This window comes from Woodsholea maritima DSM 17123, assembly GCF_000382325.1.
Taxonomy (GTDB): Bacteria; Pseudomonadota; Alphaproteobacteria; order Caulobacterales; family Maricaulaceae; genus Woodsholea; species Woodsholea maritima.
Genome location: NZ_KB908062.1, coordinates 62,514 through 88,337 on the forward strand (window position 1 = coordinate 62,514; position 25,824 = coordinate 88,337).

At 54.7% G+C, this 25,824-nt stretch carries 25 protein-coding genes and 1 pseudogene; 16 read left to right on the forward strand and 10 right to left on the reverse strand.

Annotated features, from left to right (window positions below; all coding sequences use genetic code 11):
- Positions 1-7 precede the first annotated feature (7 nt).
- The gene (locus H151_RS0113595; RefSeq protein ID WP_019962219.1) at positions 8-913 is read right to left on the reverse strand and encodes a MurR/RpiR family transcriptional regulator; all 906 of its coding nucleotides are present in this window, start codon (positions 911-913) and stop codon (positions 8-10) included.
- Positions 914-1,566: 653 nt separating this feature from the next.
- Here H151_RS0113595 and rfbA point away from each other — a divergent pair.
- Genes rfbA through rfbD form a run of 4 tightly spaced genes read left to right on the forward strand, consistent with a single transcriptional unit; the run spans position 1,567 to position 4,932 of the window.
- Positions 1,567-2,439 carry a glucose-1-phosphate thymidylyltransferase RfbA gene (rfbA, locus tag H151_RS0113605; protein ID WP_019962221.1) on the forward strand — a complete coding sequence of 291 codons (873 nt, stop codon included), beginning with the start codon at positions 1,567-1,569 and terminating at the stop codon, positions 2,437-2,439.
- Entirely contained in the window at positions 2,439-3,014 is a 576-nt protein-coding gene (rfbC, locus tag H151_RS0113610; RefSeq protein ID WP_019962222.1) for a dTDP-4-dehydrorhamnose 3,5-epimerase, read from the forward strand. The genes rfbA and rfbC overlap by 1 nt, the downstream gene beginning before the upstream one ends.
- Positions 3,014-4,045, forward strand: coding sequence for a dTDP-glucose 4,6-dehydratase (gene rfbB, locus H151_RS0113615; protein ID WP_019962223.1), 1,032 nt, complete (start codon positions 3,014-3,016; stop codon positions 4,043-4,045). Before rfbC ends, rfbB begins: the two co-directional genes overlap by 1 nt.
- Before the next feature lie 2 nt (positions 4,046-4,047).
- Positions 4,048-4,932, forward strand: coding sequence for a dTDP-4-dehydrorhamnose reductase (rfbD, locus tag H151_RS0113620; RefSeq protein WP_019962224.1), 885 nt, complete (start codon positions 4,048-4,050; stop codon positions 4,930-4,932).
- Positions 4,933-4,936: 4 nt separating this feature from the next.
- Here the strand turns inward: rfbD and mtnA are convergent, their stop codons facing one another.
- The 5 genes from mtnA to H151_RS0113645 are packed head-to-tail and all read right to left on the reverse strand — an operon-like array spanning position 4,937 to position 9,059.
- On the reverse strand, positions 4,937-5,989 hold the full coding sequence (mtnA, locus tag H151_RS0113625; RefSeq protein WP_019962225.1) for an S-methyl-5-thioribose-1-phosphate isomerase: 1,053 nt from the start codon (positions 5,987-5,989) through the stop codon (positions 4,937-4,939).
- The gene (mtnC, locus tag H151_RS0113630; RefSeq protein WP_019962226.1) at positions 5,986-6,660 is read right to left on the reverse strand and encodes an acireductone synthase; all 675 of its coding nucleotides are present in this window, start codon (positions 6,658-6,660) and stop codon (positions 5,986-5,988) included. The genes mtnA and mtnC overlap by 4 nt, the downstream gene beginning before the upstream one ends.
- On the reverse strand, positions 6,661-7,215 hold the full coding sequence (locus H151_RS0113635) for a 1,2-dihydroxy-3-keto-5-methylthiopentene dioxygenase (protein ID WP_019962227.1): 555 nt from the start codon (positions 7,213-7,215) through the stop codon (positions 6,661-6,663).
- 3 nt (positions 7,216-7,218) lie between these two features.
- Entirely contained in the window at positions 7,219-7,845 is a 627-nt protein-coding gene (gene mtnB, locus H151_RS0113640; protein ID WP_019962228.1) for a methylthioribulose 1-phosphate dehydratase, read from the reverse strand.
- A 14-nt stretch (positions 7,846-7,859) separates the two neighbouring features.
- Positions 7,860-9,059, reverse strand: coding sequence for a pyridoxal phosphate-dependent aminotransferase (locus H151_RS0113645; RefSeq protein WP_019962229.1), 1,200 nt, complete (start codon positions 9,057-9,059; stop codon positions 7,860-7,862).
- 314 nt (positions 9,060-9,373) lie between these two features.
- On the opposite strand from H151_RS0113645, the gene H151_RS0113650 reads away from it, so the two are divergent.
- From H151_RS0113650 to H151_RS0113695, 10 genes are all read left to right on the forward strand, one after another.
- Positions 9,374-10,540 carry a nucleotide sugar dehydrogenase gene (locus H151_RS0113650; RefSeq protein ID WP_019962230.1) on the forward strand — a complete coding sequence of 389 codons (1,167 nt, stop codon included), beginning with the start codon at positions 9,374-9,376 and terminating at the stop codon, positions 10,538-10,540.
- A gap of 44 nt (positions 10,541-10,584) precedes the next feature.
- Complete coding sequence (locus tag H151_RS0113655; RefSeq protein ID WP_019962231.1) at positions 10,585-11,556, forward strand: NAD-dependent epimerase/dehydratase family protein; 972 nt, start codon at positions 10,585-10,587, stop codon at positions 11,554-11,556.
- 126 nt (positions 11,557-11,682) lie between these two features.
- Positions 11,683-12,336, forward strand: a complete 654-nt coding sequence (locus tag H151_RS0113660; RefSeq protein WP_019962232.1) for a peroxiredoxin — start codon at positions 11,683-11,685, stop codon at positions 12,334-12,336.
- A complete protein-coding gene (locus H151_RS16530; protein ID WP_019962233.1) occupies positions 12,333-12,749 on the forward strand; it encodes an ArsR/SmtB family transcription factor in 417 nt (138 codons plus the stop codon). Before H151_RS0113660 ends, H151_RS16530 begins: the two co-directional genes overlap by 4 nt.
- 4 nt (positions 12,750-12,753) lie before the next feature.
- Positions 12,754-13,620, forward strand: a complete 867-nt coding sequence (locus tag H151_RS0113670) for an MBL fold metallo-hydrolase (protein WP_019962234.1) — start codon at positions 12,754-12,756, stop codon at positions 13,618-13,620.
- 12 nt (positions 13,621-13,632) lie between these two features.
- Complete coding sequence (locus H151_RS0113675) at positions 13,633-15,372, forward strand: bifunctional protein tyrosine phosphatase family protein/NAD(P)/FAD-dependent oxidoreductase (RefSeq protein ID WP_019962235.1); 1,740 nt, start codon at positions 13,633-13,635, stop codon at positions 15,370-15,372.
- A gap of 56 nt (positions 15,373-15,428) precedes the next feature.
- Complete coding sequence (locus H151_RS0113680; RefSeq protein WP_019962236.1) at positions 15,429-17,141, forward strand: SulP family inorganic anion transporter; 1,713 nt, start codon at positions 15,429-15,431, stop codon at positions 17,139-17,141.
- 99 nt (positions 17,142-17,240) lie between these two features.
- Complete coding sequence (locus tag H151_RS0113685) at positions 17,241-17,822, forward strand: hypothetical protein (protein ID WP_156823517.1); 582 nt, start codon at positions 17,241-17,243, stop codon at positions 17,820-17,822.
- Between the two features lie 113 nt (positions 17,823-17,935).
- The gene (locus H151_RS0113690) at positions 17,936-18,160 is read left to right on the forward strand and encodes an AbrB/MazE/SpoVT family DNA-binding domain-containing protein (protein ID WP_019962238.1); all 225 of its coding nucleotides are present in this window, start codon (positions 17,936-17,938) and stop codon (positions 18,158-18,160) included.
- A gap of 17 nt (positions 18,161-18,177) precedes the next feature.
- A complete protein-coding gene (locus H151_RS0113695; protein ID WP_019962239.1) occupies positions 18,178-18,552 on the forward strand; it encodes a type II toxin-antitoxin system death-on-curing family toxin in 375 nt (124 codons plus the stop codon).
- 238 nt (positions 18,553-18,790) lie between these two features.
- On the opposite strand, the gene H151_RS16535 is transcribed toward H151_RS0113695, so the two are convergent.
- The 4 genes from H151_RS16535 to nhaA are packed head-to-tail and all read right to left on the reverse strand — an operon-like array spanning position 18,791 to position 22,032.
- Entirely contained in the window at positions 18,791-19,093 is a 303-nt protein-coding gene (locus tag H151_RS16535; RefSeq protein ID WP_019962240.1) for a P-II family nitrogen regulator, read from the reverse strand.
- Between the two features lie 12 nt (positions 19,094-19,105).
- Positions 19,106-20,092, reverse strand: coding sequence for a sodium-dependent bicarbonate transport family permease (locus H151_RS0113705; protein WP_019962241.1), 987 nt, complete (start codon positions 20,090-20,092; stop codon positions 19,106-19,108).
- 42 nt (positions 20,093-20,134) lie between these two features.
- Positions 20,135-20,830 (reverse strand): tellurite resistance TerB family protein, encoded by a 696-nt coding sequence (locus H151_RS16540; RefSeq protein ID WP_019962242.1) that lies wholly within the window; start codon positions 20,828-20,830, stop codon positions 20,135-20,137.
- Entirely contained in the window at positions 20,827-22,032 is a 1,206-nt protein-coding gene (gene nhaA / locus H151_RS0113715) for a Na+/H+ antiporter NhaA (protein WP_019962243.1), read from the reverse strand. The genes H151_RS16540 and nhaA overlap by 4 nt, the downstream gene beginning before the upstream one ends.
- A gap of 300 nt (positions 22,033-22,332) precedes the next feature.
- On the opposite strand from nhaA, the gene H151_RS16545 reads away from it, so the two are divergent.
- Together H151_RS16545 and H151_RS16550 are read left to right on the forward strand one after the other, a co-directional pair.
- On the forward strand, positions 22,333-23,244 hold the full coding sequence (locus H151_RS16545; protein ID WP_019962244.1) for a hydrogen peroxide-inducible genes activator: 912 nt from the start codon (positions 22,333-22,335) through the stop codon (positions 23,242-23,244).
- Between the two features lie 225 nt (positions 23,245-23,469).
- Positions 23,470-25,824, forward strand: a pseudogene (locus tag H151_RS16550) (hypothetical protein); the annotation flags it as partial.

Here is a 25,824-nt window from a genome sequence, read left to right on the forward strand (position 1 = left end):
GATCACCCTAAAACCGTTTTATAGATAAGACTTCAAAGGTTTGTTGCAGGGTATCGATAGAATGATCGTAATCGGCCAGGGCCAGATTAGCGATAAAAGCATCGAGCACACATAATTGTGCGATGCGACTGGTCATCGCTTCCGTTCTGAATTTCGTTTCGCGCGCCATGGTGAAAAGCTTAACATCGGCAAAGGCTTGGATGGGGGAGCGCGCAAAATTGGTGATCACGATCGTTTTAGCGCCGGCTTCTTTGGCCAGTTGCGTGGCCGTGACCGTTTCATGGGTCGCACCGGAGTGAGAAATGGTCAGGACCGCAACATCACTATTGGTGCGCGAGGCGCTGATGGCTTGAACATGGCTATCGACCACCGCTTTGGCTTCGATGCCGATGCGGAGCATGCGATATTGCGCATCTTCTGCGATCGGTGCGGAAGAGCCAATGCCATAAATCTCCACTCTCCGAGCTTGGCGGACAATCTGTACCGCTTCGTGGACGGCCTGTGGATCAAGCACAGACAGGGTGTCACGTAAGGCCTGCATGCCGGAATGGAACATTTTGCGGCATACAGTCGAAGCGTCGTCGTCGCGCTGCAAGTCCTCGTGAATATATTGAACCGGTTGAACAACCTCTTGCGCCAAGCTCAATTTGAACTGTTGGAAGCCTGTGAGGTCGAGCTGGCGGCAGAAATTGATCACACTGCCTTCACTGACGCCGGTGGCGCTGGCCAATTCCGTCACCGACATGCCAACAACCTCGCTTGAATTTTCAAGCACATAATTGGCAATGGCATTGGCGCTCGGTCCAAAGGTCTTCTGCTTGACGCGGATGCGGGTGGTCACATTTTCGACGACCCCGCCATTGGCGCTTTGGCTGCGTGATGAAGGTTTTTTTGTCTTACGATGATCTGTCATAGGCGAGTTCGCTGGTTAAGGATCGCCTGAGCCTAGATAGATTTGCGTGCTGAGTAAAACTCATTTCCATGACAGATGCTTGAAAATTCAGTGTGTCGTGATCGCGGAGAGGCTTGTTCAGCTTATTTTCTAATAAAGTCAGGCCTAATTGACTAAATCTTTGTCAGAACATTTTTCCCATTATTATTGTGACAGTTTTTGCGGGGGTGGATATGCGCGAGCTTGTTGTCATGGCTGGTCTGGCGTTAGTGGCATGGACTGGAGGCGTATTTGCTCAATCATCTTCGGATCTTACCCGGCTTATGGACCGGGCTGAAACGCAATCGGGCCGCCGCTAGCTTGAAACCTATCAACAAGCGCGCGGGCTGGGCTCGGCCCGCGCAGCGGGGCAATTTTTTGAGCGCGCTGGCGCGCGCTCTTTTCTGACAAAAAGAGCGCTAAAAAATTTCTATGTTATTGATATAATTTTTTTGATTAGTAGTTTTTGCACGCACTTAACGCAATGCGCGATCTATGTGGGGTGGTGTCGTAATGGATTTTCTTTGATTTAGCGCGGCGGCGCGGCTGATCTCTGCGCTTATTTATATCTGTCTTATTCGGGCTTAGAATGATAAGCCGATCATGATTTATCGTGATGTTTCCATGAGGTTTTTATGAAGGGCATTATTTTAGCGGGCGGCACGGGATCGCGATTATTTCCTATCACGCTTGGCGTCTCCAAACAATTGGTGCCGGTTTATGATAAGCCAATGATTTATTATCCGCTGAGTGTGCTGATGCTGGCGCGGATCCGTGAGATTTTGATTATTACCACTCCGGAAGATCAGGCCGCCTTCCAACGCCTTTTAGGGGATGGCTCGCACTTTGGATTGAGTTTAAGTTACGCGGTTCAGCCAGAGCCCAAAGGCTTGGCCGAGGCCTTTATTATCGGTGAGCGTTTTATCGGCTCCGATCCCTGTGCGTTGATCCTGGGCGATAATATCTTCTATGGTGCGGGGCTGGGGGAGATTTGCGCACGTGCCGGCGCGCGTGAGGATGGGGCGAGCGTTTTCGCCTATAAAGTCGTTGATCCTGAGCGTTATGGCGTTGTGGCTTTTGATAAAAGTGACAAGGCAATTTCTATTGAGGAAAAGCCGCACACTCCCAAATCTAACTGGGCGGTTACGGGGCTTTACTTTTACGATAATGATGTGATCGACATTGCGAAAAACCTGAAACCCTCCGCACGTGGGGAGTTGGAAATTACCGATGTCAATTCGGCCTATCTCGAGGCTGGCAAATTGCATGTGGAACAATTTGGGCGTGGTTTTGCCTGGTTGGATACGGGTACGCATGACAGCTTGATCGAAGCAGGATCCTTCGTGCAAACCATTGAAAAGCGTCAAGGGATTAAAATCGCCTGCCCTGAAGAAATTGCATTTGAACATGGCTATCTTACGGTGGAGGACTTGCTTAAAGCCGGTCAGGCCCTGGGGAAGACCGAATATGGTCAATATCTTATCCGTTTAGCGAAGGAGCAAGGCTGATGCAGGTGCGCGATTTAGCTCTGGTGGGGGTGAAGGAGATTACGCCCCAACGGTTTGGCGATGCGCGTGGCTTTTTCGTGGAAACCTATAATGAGGAACGCTTTCGCGATGCCGGGCTGTTGACGACTTGGGTTCAGGATAATCATTCATACTCAGCTGACCCTTACGTCTTGCGGGGGCTGCATTTTCAATCCGAGCCTTTTGCGCAAGACAAGCTGGTGCGCGTTTTGAAGGGCGAGATTTTTGATGTTGCGGTGGATATTCGTAAAGGCTCACCCACTTATCGCCAATGGGTAGGCCTTTATCTCAGCGCGGATAAAGGCAATCAGATTCTGGTTCCGAAGGGCTTTGCCCATGGATTTTTGACCCTGACGCCGCATGTGGAGGTCGCGTATAAAGTTTCGGCACCTTATGCGCCCGATTATGATCATAATATTCGATGGGATGATCCGGATTTAGCGATTAACTGGCCGCTTGAAGGTCATACGCCGCAATTGTCTGGCAAGGATGCGCGTGCGCCGTTTTTGAAAGACCAGATGGCCGGTTTTACTTATCAAGATAATGGTGTGCGGTGATGAAAGTGTTAGTGACGGGCGGGGCGGGCTTTATCGGATCGGCCGTGTGTCGCCATTTGATCAAGGATTTAGGTGCCAGCGTCGTTAACCTCGATAAGCTGACCTATGCGGCGAATTTAGACTCTGTCAAAGAGATTGCCGATCACCCAAAGTATGCATTTGAACAGGCTGATATCTGTGACGGCGAAGCCGTGGGTGCGATTTTAAATCGCCATCAACCCGATGCGATCATGCATCTGGCCGCAGAAAGCCATGTCGATCGTTCGATTGATGGGCCAGCGGCCTTCATGCAGACCAATATTATGGGGACGTATACGCTGTTAGAGGCGGCGCGGGCCTATGCCAAGGACCGTCCTGATTTTCGTTTCCACCATATTTCGACCGATGAAGTGTTCGGTGATTTGCCTTTTGACGGCTCTTTATTTCGTGAAGACACGCCTTATGCGCCATCTTCGCCTTATTCGGCCTCTAAAGCATCGTCTGATCATTTGGTTCATGCCTGGTATCGCACCTATGGCTTACCGGTGGTGATGACCAATTGTTCCAATAATTACGGCCCCTTCCACTTTCCCGAAAAGCTGATCCCACTTGTTACGTTGAATGCTCTGGAGGGAAAGCCGCTGCCCGTTTATGGCAAAGGGGATAATGTGCGCGATTGGTTGTATGTCGAAGATCATGCCCGCGCCTTGTGTCTGGTCCTGGAAAAAGGTCGGATCGGTGAGAGTTATAATATTGGTGGCAATAGCGAGCGCACCAATTTGCAAGTCGTTGAAAGAATTTGCGATACACTCGATGCCAAAACCCCGCTAAACCAAGCCCGGCGTGAGCTGATCACCTTTGTGAGCGATCGCCCTGGCCATGATCGACGCTATGCCATTGATGCCAGCAAGATTAAGGCCGAGCTGGGCTGGGAGCCAAGCGTGACCTTTGAAGAGGGCCTTGAGCGCACCATTGATTGGTATCTCGCCAATGCGTGGTGGTGGCGTCCGATCCGTGAACATCGCTATAGCGGTCAACGTTTAGGGGCCTAGTCATGCGTATCTTAGTGACGGGCCATCATGGTCAGGTTGTCAGCGCGTTGGTGAAAGCTGGGGTAAGAGACGGCGTTGATGTCATGGCTTGTGGCCGTCCGCAGCTTGATCTGGCTGATCTGTCAACGCTTGATCCGGCCTTGCAAGCGGTTCAGCCCGATGTGGTCATCAACGCGGCCGCTTATACGGGCGTTGATAAGGCAGAAAGTGAAGTTGATCTCGCCCATGCGATTAACGCCATAGGGGCAGGTGAACTGGCCCGCTTGTGTGCCGCGAAGTCCATTCCCATACTTCAGGTGTCGACCGATTATGTGTTCGCGGGGGATAAGGTCGAGCCCTATCAAGAAACCGATCCGGTTGCGCCCCTGGGCGTCTATGGTCAAAGCAAGCTGGCCGGTGAAGTAGCGGTGGCACGGGAAAATCCCCGCCATGTGATTGTGCGCACCGCCTGGGTCTATAGCGAGACGGGCCATAATTTCCTGAAAACCATGGTGCGTTTAGGCGTGGAGCGCGATCATTTGCGGGTCGTTGCCGATCAATGGGGCTCGCCCACCCATGCCGATGACATCGCCGCCGGGTTATTGAAGATTGCACAGCGCCTATATGAGGGTGAGGATAACCCGAGCCTTTACGGTGTGTTTCATATGGTCAGTGCGGGCTATACAAGCTGGTATGGTTTTGCGGAGGCTATATTTGCCGCCTTAGAGGCAGAAACCGGCAAGCGTCCAAGTCTAGAGGCGATCAAGACGCAAGAATATCCAACACCCGCCCCGCGCCCAGCCAATTCAAAGCTGGATTGCACGAAGATCAATCAGACCTATGGCGTCGCTCTCCCCGATTGGCAAAACCCTATCGAAAAAAGCGTGAAGGCGCTTGTAGGGGGTTAGACATCTAAAGCGGTTTATCAAGCACGCCGCGTTCCGTGATGAAGGCGGTCACCAGGCGCGCGGGCGTAATGTCAAAGGCCGGATTGGCGGCGGGCGATTGGGTGAGGCGGACCCGGGTCAGGGTTTGGCCATCCTCGCCCAGGCCATCAATATGGGTCACCTCGCTTTGATCGCGCTCTTCAATCGGGATGTCGGCCCCGCTGGCGAGGTTGGCATCGAAGGTGGTGAAGGGCAGAGCCACATAAAAGGGCACGCCATTGTCTTTTGCCGCCAGGGCTTTGAGATAGGTACCGATCTTGTTGCACACATCGCCATTGGCGGTGACGCGGTCGGTGCCGACGATCACGGCATCGACTTTACCCTGCTGCATCAAGAGCCCGCCGCTATTATCGCAGATCAGTGTATGAGGTACGCCATGTTCGGCCAGTTCATAGGCGGTCAAGAGTGCGCCTTGATTGCGCGGGCGGGTTTCATCGACCCAGACATGAACCGGAATGCCTTCATCATGGGCGCGATAAATCGGCGCCGTCGCGGTGCCATAATCCACCGTCGCCAACCAACCGGCATTACAATGGGTGAGAATATTGATCGCACGATCTGGATGCTGGCGATGGAGCGCGCGCAAAATTTCCAAGCCATGATCGCCAATTGCGCTATTGGTCGCGACATCCTCATCGCACAGGGCTTGCGCCTTGGCATAGGCGGCGTCAATGCGCGCCTGTCCCTGATATGGGGCGACGGCAGCCTTCATCTGATCGAGTGCCCATTTGAGATTGACCGCGGTGGGCCGGGTGGCGACCAGCTGATTATAGGCCGCGTCTAGATTGGCATCTGAGGGATCCGCGCGCAGGGCGAGCGCCAGGCCATAGGCCCCGGTCATGGCAAGCAGGGGCGCGCCGCGCGTCCACATCTCTTTAATCGCGCGGGCCGCTTCATCAATATGGGTCAGCTCAACAATGTCGAGCCGCCAGGGCAGGGCGCGTTGATCGAAGATATGCACCGACCAGCCATTTTCATTAACCCAGATCGAGCGATAAGATGTGCCGTTGATTTTCATGACTTAACCTCAATCTGCGCAAAGCTTTGAACCGCATTAGCATGGGCCTGGTCGCGCCAGACCCATTGGGTTTGCATTCCGGCGGCTTTGGCCGCGGCAATCTCGCCTTCATGATCGGAGAGGAAGAGTATGGCCTCAGGCGCAAGGGCTAGGGCCTCGGCAATCGCCGTGTAGGACGTGCCTTCCAGCTTAGGTCCGGTTGTGGTGTCGAAATAACCCGAGAATAAAGGCGTGAGATCGCCTTTCAGCGAATAGCCATAGAGAAGCTTTTGCGCCGGGACGGAGCCTGAGGAATAGACATAAAGCTTCATGCCCTGATCATGCCAAGCCTTGAGGGCCAGGGCCGCATCCTCATAGATATGGCCCTGAAACGCCCCGGTTTTATAGCCCTCTTCCCAGACCTGGCCTTGGAGCGCTTTGAGCGGCGTGGCCTTTTTATCTTCGCCGATCCAAGTGAGCAAAACCTCAATCACGCCCTCAACATCCAAGTCCTCACGCCCCGATAAGGCGCGGACATCGGCGAAGATGTCAGCGAGGCGCGCGTGATGGGCGCGCACATAGGCCGGGATATGCGCCGTGGCATAGGGAAACAGCACGTCATGAACGAAGCGAATACTGCTCGTTGTGCCTTCAATATCGGTGAGGATGGCTTGGATACCGGTATGGGTCATTTATACGCTTGAGCTTTCAAACTTCGGGAAGGTCGCGGCAATATCGCTGCCGGTATAATTGGGCACCCAGCCTTCAACAGTGTTGAAAAAGCGGATGGCGGCGATATCGGGCTCAGGCCCCATATCGAACCAATGGGAGGTGCCGGCCGGAACGCTGATCAAGTCTTCACGCTCACACAAGGTCATATAGACCTTGCCATCCAGGCGCAGATAAAACACGCCTGCGCCCTCAACGAAGAAGCGCACTTCGTCTTCGCTATGGGTGTGTTCGTCCAAGAATTTAGCACGAATGGCGGGCTTATTGGGGGTCTCGGCGTTACAGCGTAGAATATCGACCGTTTGATAGCCGCCTTGGGCTTTGATGCGATCAATGTCACCCGCATAGGCGGCCAGGACATCGCTGTCCGGGGCATCTTTGGCGAAGGTGGCGCTGGCGCTCCAGCGTTCAAACACCACACCGACGGCGTTGAGGGCCTTGGCGATTTCGGCTCCGTCCTGAGTGTCGATCAGAATCTCATGCGGATTATCATCGCGATAAAGGGTCAAACGGCTCATGGATTAACTCCTGCGGGTCAGGGCTTTGAGCTGCATCACATCCAGCTCACAGCTTAATAAATAGTCGAGCGCCTCACAGATGATCAGCGTCTCTTTCATGCTGGCACCCCAGGCATAAAAGCCGTGATCGCGAATAATATAGGGTAAGCGTGGGTTGAGGACCTTGGCCACATCCGCGCTTAACACGCCCATATCTTGCGAATTGGGAACCACCGGCAGGGTGACGCGACTATCATGGGTGTCAATACCGCGAAAGGCTTTGAGCATCTCATAGCCTTCTAAGACAATATCTCCGTCCACAACTCGGCTCAGAACGGCCCCGGCGCGCGAATGCACGTGTAAGATCGCATTGGCCTCAGGACATAGATCATAGATCTGACAATGAAGGCGGGTCTCTGCCGAGGGGGTTTTGGCCTCCAGGGGCGTGCCATCCATGCTGACCCGCATGATCATGTCCGGTTCTAGCCGACCTTTATGGTGGCCGGACACGGTGAGCGCCAGGCTGCCATCATCGAGACGCATGGAGTAATTCCCGCTCGAGGCCGGGGCCATGCCGCGCCCATCGAGCAACCGGCCCGCTTCGCAAATGGCATCCGCGGCGCGGGCAAAATCGGGAAGGGTTTGGCTCATCCGTGCGTCCTCGCTTAGAGTTTACCCAGACCCTCGCGCAGCAAGTGCGCGGCGAGCTCTAAGGTCTCTGGCTTTTTGCAATAGCAAAAGCGGATTTTCGTGCGGCCATCGGCTTTATTGCGATAAAAGCTGCTGCCGGGAACGGTGGCAATCCCAACCTCATCAATCAACCAGCGCGCAAAGGCGATATCCGTGTCATGACCGGTTTTGGCCATCAAATCGCTGGCATCGGTCATGATATAATAGGCCCCCTGGGTTGGATAGACCTGGAAACCAACCTCCTCGAGCACCGGCATCAAGGTGTCGCGTTTCGCGGTATAAAGCGCGGTCAGATCAGTATAATAGCTTTCTGGATATGCCAGCGCATGGGCGGCGGCTTCTTGTAAGGGCGCGGCGGCCCCGACGGTCAAGAAGTCATGAACCTTGCGGATGGCGCCTGTGGCCTGCGCCGGGGCAATCACCCAACCTACGCGCCAGCCCGTGGCCGAATAGGTTTTTGAAATGCCTGAAATCGTCACTGTGCGCTCGCGCATACCCTCTAAGTCGGCCATGCGGATATGGGCGCGGCTATCATAGAGCATGTGCTCGTAAATCTCGTCGGTGATCGCGACGACATCCCATTTTTGGCACAACTCGGCAATAAAGCTCAGCTCATCGCGGGTGAAGACTTTACCCGTGGGATTGCTGGGGTTGTTGATGATGATAGCGCGGGTTTTATTATTAAAGGCGTCGGCCAATTCCTCGCGGTCAAAATGCCAATCGGGCTCATACAGGCGCACGAATTTGGGCTCAGCCCCGGACAAGATCGCATCGGGGCCGTAATTTTCATAGAAGGGCTCAAACACGATCACTTCATCACCGGGATCAACCAGCGCCATCATGGTCGCCATCATGGCTTCGGTGGTGCCACATGTTACCGTCATCTCGGTTTCAGTGTCCGGGCGATGACCGTAATGACGCTCGGTCTTATCGGCTATGGCCTGGCGGATGTTTTTGGTGCCCCAGGTGATGGCATATTGATTGATGTCATCGCGAATGGCCTGACAGGCCGCTTCTTTCATTGAAGCCGGTGCGGCGAAATCAGGAAAGCCCTGGGCCAGATTGACACCGGCTTTGCCGGGGTTGGCGTTCATGCGGGCCTGAAACTGACGCGTCATGTCGCGAATGACAGACTCGGCGAAAACATTTGCTTTTTTTGAGGTATAAATAGCCATAGCCCAGATCCTAAAGCCGTGCCCGATGGTTCATGATCGACGTCGGCGAGGGTGAGTGATGAAACGGGTGAGGTGCGCCGGTCCGATCTATGATGGGGCTGGGGCGCGGATTACATCCTTTATGAGTGTGATTAGCGCTCTGGCTTTTGTCTGTAAAGTACGCAGTGAACACGGGGGTGCGCGCGCGCATTGTATCTCTACCACAAGGCTAATACTTATAAGGCGCATGAAAACTGGCCTGGGTCTTTAACCGATGATCGGCGTTGATGCCTTTTTTCAATTGCATTAGGACAGCCCTGAACCAGGGGGAATGAATGAAAATTGCCGTCGCCGGAATTGGCTATGTGGGTCTTGCAAATGCGGTTTTGCTGGCTCAGCATCATGACGTTGTCGCACTTGATATTACCCAAGCGCGCGTCGACCTTTTGAATGCGCGTAAAAGCCCGATCGTCGATGAGGAGCTGGAAGCCTTTCTGGCCGAAAAGCCGTTGACGTTAAGTGCGACCCTGGACAAGGCTGAGGCCTATCGCGATGCAGACTTTGTCATCGTGGCCACGCCCACCAATTACGACGCTAAAACCAATTATTTTGACACCTCGACCGTGGAAAGCGTGATCCGCGATGTGGTGGCGCTCAATAAAAAAGCTACCATCGTCGTCAAATCTACCATTCCTGTGGGCTTTATCGACCGGGTTCGCGACGCGTATGACACCGACCAGGTTCTGTTCTCACCAGAGTTTTTGCGCGAAGGCCGCGCGCTCTATGACAATCTCTATCCCTCACGGATTATTGTCGGAGAGCGCTCTGAGCGTGCCCAGGTTTTTGCGGATCTGTTGATCGAAGGCGCTTTGAAAAAAGACGCGCCGGTCTTGTTCACCGATGCGCGCGAAGCCGAAGCGATCAAATTATTTGCCAATACCTTTCTGGCGATGCGCGTGGCGTTCTTTAACGAGCTCGATAGCTATGCCATGGCGGGCGGTATGGATACGCGCCAGATCATTGATGGGGTCTGTTTAGATCCGCGTATCGGCGCGCATTATAACAATCCCTCCTTTGGCTATGGCGGCTATTGCTTGCCCAAAGATACCAAGCAGTTGCTGGCGAACTATACCAATGTGCCGCAGAACCTTATTCGTGCCATTATTGATGCTAATTCTACGCGTAAGGACTTCTTGTCTGACCAGATTATTGCGCGTGCGCCCAAACAAGTCGGTGTTTATCGCCTGGTGATGAAGGCGGGCAGTGATAATTTCCGTCAATCTTCGATCCAGGGCATCATGAAGCGTATCAAGGCCAAGGGTATTCCCGTCATCGTGTATGAGCCCGCGATGAAGGAAGATAGCTTCTTTGGGTCTCCCGTGGTGCGCGACTTAGAGACATTAAAGCGTGACAGCGATGTCATTATCGCTAATCGTATCACGCCGGAAATTCGCGATGTGGAGCATAAGATTTTCACCCGCGATGTCTTCGGCAGCGACTAATCTAGACGTCTTGTGTTCCTATCCAGTTATTTGTAAGAGCCTCCATGTCCACGCCCATCCTTGTTACTGGTGCAGCCGGTTTTATCGGAATGCATGTCTGCGAACGTTTGCTGGATCAAGGAGAGAGGGTTGTCGGGATTGATGACTTTAATGCCTATTATGATCCGGCGTTAAAAGAGGCCCGCGCTGAGCGTTTGAGCGCCTATCCGGCTTTTATCTTGGCGCGCGGTGATATTGCCGATGACGTTTTTGTCCGTACCCTGGCGCGCGAACACGGCGTAAAGCGCATCATTCATTTGGCCGCACAAGCGGGTGTGCGCTATTCTTTGGACAATCCGTTCGCCTATCAGCGCTCTAATCTTCATGGGCATTTATCGATCCTAGAAGCTGCGCGACAGAATGATGTGGACCATCTCGTTTATGCGTCGTCCAGCTCGGTCTATGGAGATCGCCCGTTAGAGGGGGCTGGCTTTCGCGAGGATGATCCAACCGTGAGCCCGGTCTCGCTTTATGCGGCGACCAAGCGCTCGTGTGAGCTGTTAAGTCAAAGCTATGCCACGCTATATGGTTTCCCTATGTCGGGCCTACGCTTCTTTACGGCCTATGGGCCGTGGGGGCGCCCAGATATGGCGTATTTCAGCTTTACTGAAAAGATTATGCGCGGCGAACCGATTGAGGTTTATGGCGAAGGCAAGATGGCGCGCGACTTTACCTATATCGATGACATTGTAGATGGGGTGATGGCGGTCTTGAGCCATCCGCCTGCGCGCCATGCTCATGAGGTTTATAATATCGGGGATAGTCAGCCCGTCGGCCTGATGGAGATGATCACAACGCTAGAGACGGCTTTGGGTCGTGAAGCGCAAAAAGTCATGCGCCCGATGCAGCCCGGGGATGTCACCGCCACCTATGCCGATATTTCAAAGCTGAAGGCTTTAACGGGCTATCAGCCCAAGATTAGCCTGCGCCAAGGGTTGGAAAACTTTGCGACATGGTGGCGCGCCTATCGCGCGTAAGCCTGTGTTTCTTCATAAGGGCTGTCTTGAAAAGCGCTTGCGTGGCCGCAGGCGTTTTTTTATGCCCTCATTCATCAATTGACATTTGTGGAAAGTGTAATATATTGACCTCGAAGTGAGGTCGTTATGAATGAAGATGCATCACCATCGCCCAGCCTACCAAGCGCCCAGATTGACGCTTTGGCGCCGGATTTCGAAGCGCGCTCGACGCAGGGCCTGGTGAAGCTATCGGATTATCGCGGACGCTGGTTGGTGTTTTTTTCGCACCCGGCGGATTTTACCCCGGTTTGCACCTCTGAATTTATCGCCTTTGAGCGGGCTCGCGCGCAGTTTGAAGCGATCAATACGTCCCTTTTGGGTCTGTCAGTCGATAGTCTTTATGCCCATATCGCCTGGATCAAGGATATTGAGGCGCGCTTTGAGATAAAGATCGGCTTTCCGATCATCGAAGACATTTCCATGGCGTTGGCGCGCAGCTATGGCATGATCCATGCCGCCTCCACCAATACTGCGGCCGTGCGCTCTGTCTTTGTGATTGACCCCGAAGGTTATATCCGCGCCATGATCCATTATCCGATGAATGTCGGGCGCAGCGTGGATGAAATCTTACGTCTTTTGAAAGCCTTGCAGCTGTCTGATCGGACGGGTCTTACCACGCCCGAAGGCTGGCAGGCCGGTGAGGATGCATTGTTGGCCCCGCCTATGGATCAAGGCGAGGCGGACACGCGTAGCGGGGCCACGCCCTGGTATTATACCCCGCGCTCTGGGGGGGTATCATGAGTATAGATCTGCCCATTCATGCCGATTTACGCGATGAGGCGAGCCGTTTGTTAAAAGCGCTGTCCCATCCGGCGCGTCTGCAAATTTGCTGCGAGTTACGCGGCGGTGAGGTCTCCGTGGGTGAGCTGGAAACCCGGCTCGACATCCAACAGCCCCGATTATCGCGCGAGCTGGCAAAGCTGCGCGAAGAAGGCCTGGTGGAGACGCGGCGCGCCTCTAAAGTCATTTTCTATCGCCTCAATGAAGCGAGCCGGGTGGAGCGCATGGTTCAGGCGATTTGCGCGGTCATGATGGGTAAGCCCTTGGCGAGCCCTGCCGCGCCAGACTTGCCCCAAAGCTCTGCCCCCTCACATCGCCCGGGCGGGTATGGCGTGTTCGCACGCCCCCTCTACGGGCATAATAGCGGAGACTAAAGCCATGAATAAACCAGACGTTACCGGTTTTTTCGATCCCGCGACCTATACGATTAGCTATATCGTCGCGGATCCAGAGACCCAGGCCTGCGCGATTATTGATTCCCTGTTGGACTTTGATCAGGCCTCAGGGCGTACAAGTACGGCATCCGCGGATAAGCTGATCAATGTGGTCAAGGCGCGGGGCCTTAACTGTGAGTGGATCATCGATACCCATGTTCATGCCGACCATTTGACCGCTGCGCCTTATATTCGCGAACAATTGGGCGGTAAGACCGCCATTGGGGCGCATGTTTCCACGGTGCAAAAGGTCTTCTCCTCCATCTTTAATGAAGGTCAAAGCTTCCATACCGATGGCAGCCAGTTTGATCATTTGTTTGAAGAGGGTGAAACTTACCACATTGGGAAACTATCAGGGCGCGCCATTCATACACCCGGCCATACCCCCGCCTGTATGAGCCATGTCATTGGCGATGCGGTTTTCGTCGGCGATACCCTTTTCATGCCCGATTATGGCACGGCGCGCTGTGACTTTCCGGGCGGCGATGCTGGAACCTTGTTCGATTCCATTCAACGCCTTTTTGAATTGCCTGATGAAACGCGTATGTTCCTGTGCCATGATTACTTGCCGCAGGGGCGCGATCAATACGTTTGGGAAACGACTGTTGGCGCGCAAAAACGCGGCAATATTCATGTGAAAGCTGGCACAAGCCGCGAGGCCTTTATCGAGATGCGCACCGCGCGTGATGCCACCTTGGCCATGCCGCAGCTTATTCTGCCTTCGGTTCAGATTAATATGCGCGCCGGTCATATGCCGCCGCCAGAAGCCAACGGGCAAAGCTATATGAAGCTGCCCATCAACATGCTTTAAAGAGGTCTTGTCATGGACGTTCACAAGATTGCCCCGGACTTTTCAGTGTCTCCGCAGTGCACGCCCCATGATCTCAGTCTGGTCCGCGCGCAAGGCTTTTGCGCCATCATGATCAACCGCCCCGATGGGGAGGCCGATGATCAACCCCCTGCCGGTCAGATCGAAGAGGCCGCGCGCGCCCATGGTCTGGAGGTGCGTTATCTGCCGATCGTGCCGGGCCAGATCACCGATGAAAACGTCGCCGAGTTTGCGCAGTCCTTGCAGGCTTTACCGGCTCCAGTGCTTGCCTTCTGCCGGACCGGCACCCGCTCGGCGAGCTTGTGGGCGCTATCTCAGGCGGGCCACCTCTCTACTGAAGCGATTTTGCAAACCACCAAAGAGGCGGGCTATGACCTTTCGGGCCTTACGGCTCGCTTAGAGGCCCGCGCGCAGGCCAAGCCCGGCGCGGTCCCTACCCCGGGCGGCAAAATTCATGATGTGGTGATTATCGGCGGCGGGGCGGCGGGTATATCTGTGGCGTCATCGCTTCTCAAGCGCCGCCCTGATCTTGATATCGTCATCGTTGAGCCCAAAACGGAGCATTATTACCAACCTGGCTGGACCTTGGTCGGCGGCGGCGTGTTTGATCGCAATCAAACCAAGCGCACGATGATGAGTGTCATGCCCCAAGGGGTGTATTGGGCCAAGGCGGCCTGCGCCGCGTTTGAGCCTGAACACAATGAAGTGGTGCTAGAGGGCGGCGAACGCATCCGCTATACGACCTTGGTGGTTGCCCCCGGCCTGAAGCTGGATTGGGATAAGGTGGAGGGTCTGCGCGAGACTTTGGGCCGCAATGGCGTCACCTCCAACTATCTCTTTGATATGGCCCCCTATACGTGGGAATTGGTGCAATCGCTCAAATCGGGACGTGCCATTTTCACCCAACCTCCGATGCCGATAAAATGTGCCGGGGCCCCGCAAAAGGCGATGTATCTGGCCTGTGATGCGTGGCGGCGTGCCGGTACGCTCACCAATATCGAGGTCGAGTTTCATAATGCTGGCGCGGTGCTGTTTGGTGTTGCCGATTATGTACCCGCTTTGATGGCCTATATTGAAAAATATAACGCCAAGCTTTGCTTTAATGAAAACCTGGTCGGCGTCGATGGGGCCAGCAAAACCGCCTATTTCAATGTCACCCAGGCCGATGGCACCAGCGTGCGTGAAGCGCGCGAATTTGACATGATCCATGTCTGCCCGCCCCAAGGCCCGATCGATTTCGTCAAAACCTCACCGCTCGCCAATGAGGCCGGTTGGGTGGATGTCGATGGGGAGACCTTACAGCATACCAAATTCGGCAATGTCTTCGGGCTGGGCGATGGTGGGTCCACCCCCAACGCCAAAACCGCCGCGGCGGTGCGCAAACAAGCCCCTGTGGTGGCCCATAATGTGCTCCGCTTCCTCGATGGAAAGGCCCCGAATGCCGTTTATAATGGCTATGGCTCGTGTCCCTTAACTGTGGAGCGCGGCAAGATCGTGCTCGCTGAATTTGCCTATGGTGGTAAACTTGATCCGTCTTTCCCGACATGGCTGATCGATGGTACCAAGCCAACGCGGCTGGCTTGGTTCTTGAAGGAAAAAATGCTGCCCAGCATCTACTTCAACCAAATGTTGAAAGGCGTGGAATGGCTGGCTGAGCCGACCTTGCTCACCCATACCCCCAAGCCCCATGAAGCCCAACAGGCGTGCGATTTCAAAGACGCGCCAAAGCCTTAATTCTTGAAACGGGGCAGGGGACAATCGCGCCCCTCCCCATATTTAGGCCGAATGCCATGCGCCTCAGCCCGTATTTTCCCATCCTGGATTGGATCAAAACCTATCGCAGCGAGACCTTGATCAATGATGGCATGGCGGCCTTGATCGTCACCATCATGTTGATCCCGCAATCCTTGGCCTATGCGATGCTGGCGGGTTTGCCGCCGCAGATCGGGCTCTATGCCTCGATCCTGCCGCTGATTGCCTATGCGCTGTTTGGCACCAGTCGCACCCTGGCCGTTGGGCCGGTGGCGATCTTATCCCTGATGACGGCCGCCGCCGCGGGCAAGATCGCGCCAGCAGGCAGTGAAGGCTATATCGAGGCGGCTTTGATCCTGGCGGTGCTTTCGGGCCTGTTCTTGATGGGCCTGGGCCTGTTGCGCATGGGGTTTTTAGCCAATTTCCTCAGCCATCCGGTGATTTCAGGCTTCATTACCGCATCGGGCGTGTTAATCGCGGCCTCTCAGCTTAAACACATTCTGGGCGTTTCGGCTCACGGTCATACCCTGTTTGAGATTATCTTCTCCCTGATCACCCATCTTGGCGATGTCAATTGGCCCACCTTGGCCATCGGCGCGGGGGCTTTAATCTTTCTCTTCTGGATGCGCGGGGCATTAAAGCCGCTGCTGGCTAAGCTCGGCATGGGCGAAAAGCTCGCTGCGATTATTACGCGCGCCGGGCCGGTCTTTGCTGTCATCGCCAGTATTCTTCTGGTCGCGGGACTTCATCTAGACGGGGCCGGGGTGAAGGTGCTGGGCGCGGTGCCGCGCGATCTCCCCACGCTTGGCCTTCCCCGTTTTGACGCGGATCTGTGGATGCAGCTGGCGGGCTCGGCCGCCCTTATCAGTCTCATCGGCTTTGTGGAATCGGTCTCCGTGGCGCAAACGCTAGCGGCCAAGCGCCGTCAAAGAATTGACCCGAACCAGGAACTTATAGGCCTGGGTGCCGCCAGCCTCAGCGCGGGGCTCTCCTCTGGCTATCCCGTCACCGGGGGCTTGGCACGCTCGGCGGTCAATTTCGATGCGGGCGCGCAAACACCCGCTGCCGGCGTTTTCACCGCGATTGGCATTGCACTCGCGACGCTGTTCCTGACGCCTTATCTCTATTTCTTGCCTCAAGCGGTTTTGGCCGCAACGATTATCGTCGCGGTCCTCTCCCTGGTTAACATCGCGGAGATTTTCAAGGTTTGGCGCTATTCCAAAGCCGACTTTGCCGCCATGGGCGCGACCATCTCAGTTACTTTAAGCTTCGGGGTCGAAATCGGCGTCCTGACCGGGGTGGGGCTATCCTTGATTCTTCATCTCTATAACACCTCCAAACCTCACTTTGCCATTGTCGGCCAAGTCCCCGGCACTGAGCATTTTCGCAATATCAAGCGCCACGACGTCTTGACCCAGACGAAGATTTTAACCGTGCGGGTCGATGAAAGCCTTTATTTCGCTAATGCCCGCTTTCTGGAAGAGACGATTTACCAGCTCCTTGCCGAACAGCCCCAGGTTAAGCATTTCATCTTGATGTGCCCGGCGGTCAATCGGATTGATGCTAGTGGGTTGGAAAGCCTGGAAGCGATCAATCACCGCCTGAAAGATGCCGGCGTCACCCTTAATCTCTCAGAGGTCAAGGGCCCCGTCATGGACGGCCTGAAACGCACCGACTTTCTTGACCACCTCAATGGCCAGGTGTTTCTCAGCCAGTTTGAAGCGGTTAAAACCTTAGAGGCGCGGGTTTAGCCCCAATCCTCATCCCTTTTCGCCTTTGAATGGTCGCAATGCTCGGCCCTCTTAAGGCCCGTATAGGATCATGAAGGGGAGGGGGCGATGGGGCTCGACATGGGTTGGAGTGGACTGGTTCTGGCCGTAGTCTTCGTTGCGCAGAGCCCTGATGCGGCTTCACATAGTCAAGAGACTCCGCTCAGCGCGCTTGAAGGGCGTTGGCGCATTCATGGCGATGGCAGTCAGATGGAAATCCGCGCCTGCGAGGATCAGCCAGACAGCGCTTGCGGTTATCTCATCCATTTGGGCTATACGCTTGATCAGCGCGATTATAAAACCAGCGATCTTTGGACCTGGGGCGATCCTTTATGCCAGAAACAGATTCTCAGTCATATCGAACCGGGTGAAGCGAGCGGTTTTACTGCACGCTATTACCAAGCCCATAAGGGCTCTCACGTGCTCGCGCGTATAGAGACGCAAGCCGCAGGGCTTGAAGTCTTTCTTTATCCTGGCGTCACCGAAGATGAAGTCATTGATTATGGGATTAGCGCGTTGATCGATGGCGGTGTGGGGGTGATCAGTACCGCTTCACTCGCCACGCGCGCTTTAATCGGTGAAGACCATCTGGGTCATGACGAAACCTGGCCGCGCGCACTGCGCGAGGATGAGACATGCCAGCCCCCAGGCTTTTGGGAGTGAGCGGCTCTCACCCTGGATAATAGACTTAAGAGCTAAGCCACGTAGCGCGCCTGCCTCTAGATTGATCCAAGGATCAACAAAAGTTATAACTTTAAGAGCAATCGGAGGCGAGTATGACAAGTCTGAAGCTTCGTCAAATTGGCAATTCTGTGGGCGTGGTCCTGCCCAAAGACATCTTGAGTGATATGAAGCTGGCGGCAGGCGATAGTGTCCATATCATCAAGACGGCTGAAGGTTATCGCATCACGCCGTATGATCCTGAGTTTGAAGAACAAATGGAAGCGGCGCGTGAAACCATGAAGCACTACCGAAATGCGCTGCGAGAATTGGCCAAGTAAGCCCGATGAAGTGGGTCATGAAAGAGGTTGTCTTCGCCATCCATGATGAACAGATCGCTGAACACGAGGGTGCTGAAGGCTTGAGAGATCTTTGCGGCCTTGAAACCGCTCTGATGCGCCCCGTGAACGCCTTCCATTATGGCGAAAGCGACCTTTGCGTCCTGGCCGGCCTTTACGCCGAAGGGATTTGCCGCAATCCCCCCTTTGTGGATGGGAATAAACGCACCGCCTTTCTGACAAGCGTTGTTTTCCTCGCCATCAATGGTCTTCGCTTGACCGCTTCTGAAGCGGATACGGTCATAATCGTGGTTAAGCTGGCCGCAGGCGAGATTGACGCCGCAGGCTATGCATACTGGTTGAGAACGAACCACGAGGTGAAAACTCTGGGCTGATCGGTATTAAGACTCGCCCACACGCTGGCGCGCAATTGAGCGCCCCGCCACAGAGATGTAAGAGAACATTGTCCCGGCGCTAACGTGATAGCGGACCGACATCTGCCTATTATAGATGAAGTCAGCGGCTAAGGGCTCCCAAACGACGATGATGCTTGACAATCATGACGCGCGATCGGGCTCTCACACAGCAAGACAAGCACGCGGGGCCAAGCTCAGCCCGGCCTCGCGTGCAGGATCAGTCTTTAAATGCCAGGGCCGCGGGGGAGAGGCTGGCAAAGGCGATATTGTCTTCAATGACCGGGGCGAGGGCGGTTTTCACCGCCGACCATTGATCGTGCGTTAAGATCGTCACCAGAATATGGCGTTGTGAGACATCAATGATTTGGCCCTTACGGCTCCACGCACCGTTATGGCCGGATCCAGAAAGCGCAGGCAAGACGGTCCACCCGCTCACCCCACATTGGGTGAGCACGCTTTCGATAGGCTTGATCACAGGCGGCTCAACAATCAATTCAAGACGCCAATGGGTCATATCCATATCTGCCCCCTCTTAGAGCACAAAGTCCGCGACCCGCACATAAAGCGGAATGCCGAGGATGAGGTTAAACGGGAAAGTCAATCCAAGCGATAGCGTTAAGGAGAGGGCCGGTTGCGCCTTTGGTAGCGCCAGACGCAAGGCGGCCGGAACCGCGATATAGGAGGCTGAGGCACATAAAGTCATCAACAAGGCCCCATCGGCCGGATTAAGGCCTAAGAGCTTGGCGCTGGCTAGACCTAAGCCCGCCCCGATGAGAGCCATGTAAATCCCAAACGCCAATAAGCTGGGTTGAAGCAAGCGAAATTGGCTCAAGAGCCCACGGCCTGCCAAGAGGCCCATGTCCAAGAGGAACAGACACAACACGCCGCGGAAGATGTCACTGAAGAAAGGCTTCACCGGTGCCATGCCCTCCGGCCCGACGATCATGCCAATGATGAAGCTGCCGATCAGCAACACCACAGAGCCATTGGCCAAAACTTCGCGCAGAATATGGCCTTGATGGCTTTGCGCATGAGCCGCGTCTTTTTTGCGGCCTTGAGCCCCCGCGAGAAGCAGACCGGTTAAAATCGCCGGGGCCTCCATGGCGGCGGCGATCCCAACCATATATCCGCCGGTCTGCTGGCCCATACCCGTCAAGGCATCGCTGGCCGCAATGAAAGTCACAATCGAGATCGAACCATAATGGGCGCTGATCGCCGCACAATCGGTGCGATTAAGGCCGGTCGTGGTTTTCAGTAGGCCAAAGCCAAGGACCGGCAAGCCCGCCGATAAAACAATCCCGGCGGCCACGAGGAAAAGAAGGGATAAAGATAGCCCGGAATGGATCATCTCCACCCCGCCTTTAAACCCGATCGCCATCACCAGATACAGCGATAGCCCTTTGGCGATGGCTTCGGGCAGGGTCAGATCTGAACGGATAAAGGCGGCGAAAAGCCCTAAGCAGAAGAATAAAACCGGCGGTGAGAGCAGATTGCTGCTGGCTAAAGAAAGAATATCCATATTAAAAGCCTCAAAGAAAAGGGGGCAAAGCCCCCTTTAGGATCAAGAAGAACGCGCTGCGGTGTGGATGTCGTCAACCACCTCGCGCTCAAGACGCAAGCGTGCTGCTAAAAGACCCAGATAGGCTTTTTCAACCGGGCCTTGATCATCAATCGCTACCAGAGAGGCCGCATAGACTTCCGCGGCATGCTCCACCCCTTCAACATCGCGCGTCACCTCATCAAGGTTAAGGGGCTTGACCAATTCCAGCTCGACAAAGGTGCGTGTTTCGCCATTAAGCTCAAAGGCGGCCATGCGCTCTTGAATGATCGCGCGCTCCTGGGCGCTGATCTCGCCATCGGCCTTGGCGGCACTGATCATGGCGCGAACGAGGGATTTCGCCCGCGCATCAAAGGCAATGTGATCGCCCGCTGCCGGTAGATAGGCCGTATTCTCTGGCGCGGCGTCATAATCAACCGCTGGCATGGGCGTGGCAGGCGCAGCGGCCGGAGCCCCCGCGCTTGCCTCTGAGGCCCCAGCCGCAGGTGTACGCATCTTGGTGACCGCGTGATAGGCCAGCCCGCCTAAAGCCGCGACCGCGCCATATTTGGCTGCCTTGCCGACGAATTTGCGCCCTGACTTTCCGGTCAACATGCCGGCGGCCAATCCCGCCAGAGCGGCCCCGCCGCCGACCATCGCCGTTTTTCGCGTTGAAGGATCGGTTTGTAGCGCCGTGATAAGACCATTGATATCAATCATATAGAAACCGCCTCCTTTGCGGATTCAGACCGTTTCGGCTGTGACGCGATCAACAGAAGCCCAACCCCCATCAAGGCGGAGGCCAAAGACCCGCTTAAAACCCCAAGGCGCACTTGGTCCATATAGCCCGGATCCTGGAAGGCGAGCGTGCCAATGAATAAGGACATCGTAAAGCCAACCCCGGTTAAGCACGCCAACCCATAAAGATGGAGCCAACCGGCGCCTTCAGGCTTGGGGGCGATTTTCAAGAGAATGGCCAAAGCCGTGAAGGCGAAGACGCCCACTTGCTTACCCAGGAACAAGCCTGCGGCAATACCCAGTGTCACCGGGGTCAATAAGGTTTCCAGGCTTAACCCGCTGAGCGATACCCCGGCATTGGCAAAGGCAAAAATCGGTAGGATCATGAAGGCCACCCATGGGTGCAGCGTGTGCTCCAGATGATAGAGAGGCCCCTTATCGCTGTCCTGCTTACCTTTGAGGGGGATGATGAAAGCCGCCAACACACCGGCCAGGGTCGCATGGACGCCCGATTTCAGAACGCAGACCCACATCACGATGGTCAACAGAATGTAAGGCGTTAAACCTTTAATCCCAAAGCGATTAAGAGCGAGCATGGCGACCAGACAGGCCCCCGCCAGGCTTAACGCCTGCAAAGACAGATTGTCCGTATAGAACAGGGCAATGATCGTGATGGCCCCAAGGTCATCCAGAATGGCAATGGCCAAGAGCAAGATTTTGAGGCTGACCGGCGCACGCGTGCCCAATAGAGCCAATAAGCCAAGCGCAAAAGCAATATCGGTTGCGGCCGGGATCGCCCAGCCATCACGCGTTAAGTCGCTGTCTATATTGAAGCTGAGATAAATCAGAACCGGAACGACCATACCGCCAATCGCGGCCAGCACCGGCAGGGCCAAGGTCTTCGGATTTGACAGCTGACCGGTTAAGATCTCGCGTTTGATTTCCAGCCCGACGAGCAGGAAAAACACCGCCATCAGGCCGTCATTGATCCACAAGATCAAAGCCTTATCAATGGCAAAGCTGCCCGCACTGATCGCGAGGGGCAAGCTTAGAAAACTTGAATATAGCCCGGAAAGCGGGGAGTTGCTGATGATCAAGGCCAAGGCGGCAGCCACCATCAATACGATCCCTGCCGAGCTTTCCAGTCGGATGAAGTCTTGCAGGCGTGAAAGAGCGCGGGTCATGAGACGAGCCTTTGTCATGCGGTTTCGTAAAAAAGCCGATCCCAGGTGAGGGGGAACTCACCTGGGATCATATCTGGATCCGCCCACTGCTTGGCTGAGAGGACGTAGGTTCGGACCCAAGAGATTGATAATCAACCTTTATGTAACACTCTCCTTGAGCGTTTTCGCGCTCAAGGGATGGGTATCGCAAGCGCAGAGACCGGGGGAAGGCGATCTGCGGTCTTGATGAGTTGACACTATCGCCAGCGGTTGATTAGATAAAATATAAAAACAAGATAATATGAATAGGAAAAAGCTATAATGCGCCCGACCCTGCGCCAATTGGAATATATCATCGCCGTGGCCGAAACCGGCCGGTTTAGTGATGCGGCCCTGCGCGCCGGGGTTAGCCAGCCCAGCCTCTCCGTGCAGATCCAGGAGGCGGAAAGCTATCTTAAAGCGCAAATTTTTGAGCGGGGCCGCCAAGGCGCTTTCCTGACGCCGATGGGTCAGGAAGTGGTACGGCGCGCACGCGCCATCGTGCGCCAGGTTGAAGACTTGCGTGAATTTACTCAGCATCACGGACAAAGTGTAGTTGGGCGTTTTCGCTTAGGGGTTCTGCCCACGATCGGGCCTTATCTGTTACCGCGCTGTACCAAGGCGCTCCATCACGACTTCCCCCATTTGCGGTTGAGTATTCGCGATGAGCGCCCGTTTGAGTTGGAAGAAAAGCTGCAAGATGGCCGGTTTGACTTTGTCATTTCCTGCCCCGATGATCATCCCGGCTCGCCGCATTTTTCCCTCTTTGAAGAGCGGTTATGGGCGTGCATGCCCCCCGATGATGATCTGGCCCAAGATAAAGGCCCGTTGGACCCTATGGCCTTGCGTCACCGCGAACTTTTATCCTTGGGGATGGGCCACCGCCTGACCTTGCTAGTGCACCGCCTCGCCGATCAGTTTGAAGCCCATCTCAGTACCGATTATGAAGGCACCAGCCTCGATACCATCCGCCAAATGGCGGCCCTGGGGGCGGGTATTGCAATCTTGCCAGAGCTTTATGTGCGCTGCGAAGCCGAACGCGATGAAAGCCTGGTGTTTCGCGAGATTAAAGATCCCGGCGCACGCCGTCTGATTGCCCTCATCTGGCGACCCCACAGCGAAAGCACCACCCAGTTTCAAGCCATCGGCCAGCTTTTACGCACCGCGGGCCAAGCCGCATTAAAGCGGGATTAGTGTTTAGGGAGAGATGAAAGCTCGCGCTATGGACGACTGATAACTTCATCCGCCCCAAATATTTCTGACACAATTATGGTGCGCCTTAATCCTCTGATTTTTCTGCCATTTAACAATTTTTTTCATTGAACGCGATTATTTACTGAACAAATTTGGGAAAAGTGACGACTAACCTTCTGTGAGTTTTCGTGCGGGCGTGCACGGGTGATGAGAAGGGGATTGATCATGGTTGCGATTTTTACGGGCCTGGGTGCAGGCATGGAGCGTGGGTCTGGCGCGGCTTTAGGCGGGGCTGGTCTTCTGGGCTCGGGGGCTTTAGGGCGCAATAACGAGAAAATCCTTCTCAATGGCGCAACGGGCAATCTTCTGATCAATCAACAAGATGAGTTTCTGGTGGGGCGCGGGCCTGATGTCGCGATCTCGCGCACTTATAACTCGCTTGGGGCCTATGATGATAATGGCGATTACTGGCGGCAAAGTACCGATCGACGCATTCTTGGCTTAACTGGAACGGTGAACACGCCCGATAGCACCGTCCAGCGCGTCTCTTCTGATGGCTCCGTGATCACCTACACCTGGAATGGCTCTTATTATCAAACCCAAGACGGTGCGGGAGCCCATGACCGCTTAAGCTTTGCCGCAGGGCAATGGACCTGGACCGATGGCGACAGCCAAACCCAAGAGGTTTATGCTCAACAAGGCGGCAATGATTGGCTGATCGTCGCCAAATCGGATCGCGATAACAATACGCTGACCTTTGGTTATCTCAATGGCAAGCTGGCGCGTATCACGACCCAGGATGGCAGTTGGAGTGAATATATCTGGAGCGGTAATAATATTACCGCCATCACGCATCATTACCGAGATCTTGTTACAGGGGTTGATAAAACCCTGACGCGAACACGCTATGGCTATGATGGTCAGAACCGCCTGATCCAGGTGAGCACAGATCTGAGCCCCGATGATAACACCATCGCGGATGGTAAGGTCTATACCACAACCTACACCTATCATGGCAATACCAAGCAAGTCGCCTCCATCACGCAGAGCGATGGCTCAAAGCTAGAGATTAGCTATGACAATTATGGCCGGGTGACCCGTACCAAACAGCACATCAATGCCAGTGAAGTCCGTACGACACAGTATAATTATCAAGATAATAAAACCATCGTCATCGATCCGGCCGGCCAACAAACCACCTTGCATTATGATGACCTTAATCGCCTCACTCAAATCGACAGCCCTCCCGCCTATGCCGGCGCAGAACCCCAATCAACACGCTATGAGTATAAGGATGATGGCGGGCAAAGTGCAGATTTTGACCAGGTGGCACGGGTTATTGATCCCTCTGGGGCGGTGACTAGCTTCGATTATGACGAAAGTGGCAATCTTATCCGCACCCTTGATCCTAATGGCAATGCAACACTGCGGACATACAATGCGCAGAACCAAATAATCCGCGAAACTGAAGCGCCAACAGGGATAAGCGACGACTCGTCTGTTACTTCACACAAGCGGTTTGTGTATGACGCTGAGGGTCATGTTCGCTTTGCGATCAGCGCCGAAGGTCATGTTATGGAGTATGAATACTCCTCTGAAGGCGAGCTACGCTTTAGCCGGGCCTTTACGCAGCATACCTATCCCAAAGGTGCGGACGTCCCGAGCTTAGCCCAGATGGAGGCCTGGAAGGCCGGTTTAGGCGATCTCTATTCCGTTCAAGTCTCTGAAACGCGTTATGATGCCCGCGGGAATGTCGTTGAGAGCGTCAATTTTGGCTATGCAAATGCCCTTGGCCATGCGGCGACCGATGAAGGCTATACCCATAGTTATTTTGTCCATGATCAAACGGGTAAATTGCTGTGGCGTAAAACCGGCACCAAGAGCAATGGGAGCGGGGCTGAGGACAGTTTTGTCTATGACGGCATGGGGCGTTTGGTGTTGTCGGGCAATTCTGTCACCGGCACAACACGCATGGTGTTCAATGATAGCGCCAATTCTACTCAAATCATTACGGCTGCAGGCCTAACAACCACCCAGGTCTTTAACAAAGCCGGGGAGTTGATTTCAACGACCCTCAGCGCGAGTTCTATTCAAGATACGACCCTGACTTATACCTATGATGATCGCGGGCAGATCCGCTATACTCAAAATGGCTTAGGTCATCATACCTTCTATCTTTACGATCATGTCGGGCGTAAAATTGCTGATATCTCTCAGACCGGGGAAATGGCCGAATACCGCTATGATAATAATGGTCGTCTCATTGCCAGCGTGCGATACGGTAACGCGCTCACAACCGCTCAGCTTAATCGTTTAACTGACCCTCATGATGAGATTGAGGCCTCAGAAATCCGTCCCGCAGCGCATCTTGAAGACCTCTGGGAATGGTCGGTTTACGATGCGGGCGGGCGCAAAGTGCAAACCATCCTCGGTGATGGTTCGGTCAAACGCCTGCAATACGATAGCTCGGACCGCATCATCAAAACCACAGCCTATCGTAATCGCCTCGCAGCCAGCGTCATCGAACAGCTCAAATCCAGACCCGATGAACTCGACCCCGCGCTCTATGCGCCAGTGTGG

Excerpts from the sequence above, each read along its gene's own strand:
- H151_RS0113595 (WP_019962219.1), bottom strand. The coding sequence starts at position 913 with ATGACAGATCATCGTAAGACAAAAAAACCTTCATCACGCAGCCAAAGC.
- rfbA (WP_019962221.1), top strand. The coding sequence starts at position 1,567 with ATGAAGGGCATTATTTTAGCGGGCGGCACGGGATCGCGATTATTTCCT.
- rfbC (WP_019962222.1), top strand. The coding sequence starts at position 2,439 with ATGCAGGTGCGCGATTTAGCTCTGGTGGGGGTGAAGGAGATTACGCCC.
- rfbB (WP_019962223.1), top strand. The coding sequence starts at position 3,014 with ATGAAAGTGTTAGTGACGGGCGGGGCGGGCTTTATCGGATCGGCCGTG.
- rfbD (WP_019962224.1), top strand. The coding sequence starts at position 4,048 with ATGCGTATCTTAGTGACGGGCCATCATGGTCAGGTTGTCAGCGCGTTG.
- mtnA (WP_019962225.1), bottom strand. The coding sequence starts at position 5,989 with ATGAAAATCAACGGCACATCTTATCGCTCGATCTGGGTTAATGAAAAT.
- mtnC (WP_019962226.1), bottom strand. The coding sequence starts at position 6,660 with ATGACCCATACCGGTATCCAAGCCATCCTCACCGATATTGAAGGCACA.
- H151_RS0113635 (WP_019962227.1), bottom strand. The coding sequence starts at position 7,215 with ATGAGCCGTTTGACCCTTTATCGCGATGATAATCCGCATGAGATTCTG.
- mtnB (WP_019962228.1), bottom strand. The coding sequence starts at position 7,845 with ATGAGCCAAACCCTTCCCGATTTTGCCCGCGCCGCGGATGCCATTTGC.
- H151_RS0113645 (WP_019962229.1), bottom strand. The coding sequence starts at position 9,059 with ATGGCTATTTATACCTCAAAAAAAGCAAATGTTTTCGCCGAGTCTGTC.
- H151_RS0113650 (WP_019962230.1), top strand. The coding sequence starts at position 9,374 with ATGAAAATTGCCGTCGCCGGAATTGGCTATGTGGGTCTTGCAAATGCG.
- H151_RS0113655 (WP_019962231.1), top strand. The coding sequence starts at position 10,585 with ATGTCCACGCCCATCCTTGTTACTGGTGCAGCCGGTTTTATCGGAATG.
- H151_RS0113660 (WP_019962232.1), top strand. The coding sequence starts at position 11,683 with ATGAATGAAGATGCATCACCATCGCCCAGCCTACCAAGCGCCCAGATT.
- H151_RS16530 (WP_019962233.1), top strand. The coding sequence starts at position 12,333 with ATGAGTATAGATCTGCCCATTCATGCCGATTTACGCGATGAGGCGAGC.
- H151_RS0113670 (WP_019962234.1), top strand. The coding sequence starts at position 12,754 with ATGAATAAACCAGACGTTACCGGTTTTTTCGATCCCGCGACCTATACG.
- H151_RS0113675 (WP_019962235.1), top strand. The coding sequence starts at position 13,633 with ATGGACGTTCACAAGATTGCCCCGGACTTTTCAGTGTCTCCGCAGTGC.
- H151_RS0113680 (WP_019962236.1), top strand. The coding sequence starts at position 15,429 with ATGCGCCTCAGCCCGTATTTTCCCATCCTGGATTGGATCAAAACCTAT.
- H151_RS0113685 (WP_156823517.1), top strand. The coding sequence starts at position 17,241 with ATGGGTTGGAGTGGACTGGTTCTGGCCGTAGTCTTCGTTGCGCAGAGC.
- H151_RS0113690 (WP_019962238.1), top strand. The coding sequence starts at position 17,936 with ATGACAAGTCTGAAGCTTCGTCAAATTGGCAATTCTGTGGGCGTGGTC.
- H151_RS0113695 (WP_019962239.1), top strand. The coding sequence starts at position 18,178 with ATGAAAGAGGTTGTCTTCGCCATCCATGATGAACAGATCGCTGAACAC.
- H151_RS16535 (WP_019962240.1), bottom strand. The coding sequence starts at position 19,093 with ATGGATATGACCCATTGGCGTCTTGAATTGATTGTTGAGCCGCCTGTG.
- H151_RS0113705 (WP_019962241.1), bottom strand. The coding sequence starts at position 20,092 with ATGGATATTCTTTCTTTAGCCAGCAGCAATCTGCTCTCACCGCCGGTT.
- H151_RS16540 (WP_019962242.1), bottom strand. The coding sequence starts at position 20,830 with ATGATTGATATCAATGGTCTTATCACGGCGCTACAAACCGATCCTTCA.
- nhaA (WP_019962243.1), bottom strand. The coding sequence starts at position 22,032 with ATGACCCGCGCTCTTTCACGCCTGCAAGACTTCATCCGACTGGAAAGC.
- H151_RS16545 (WP_019962244.1), top strand. The coding sequence starts at position 22,333 with ATGCGCCCGACCCTGCGCCAATTGGAATATATCATCGCCGTGGCCGAA.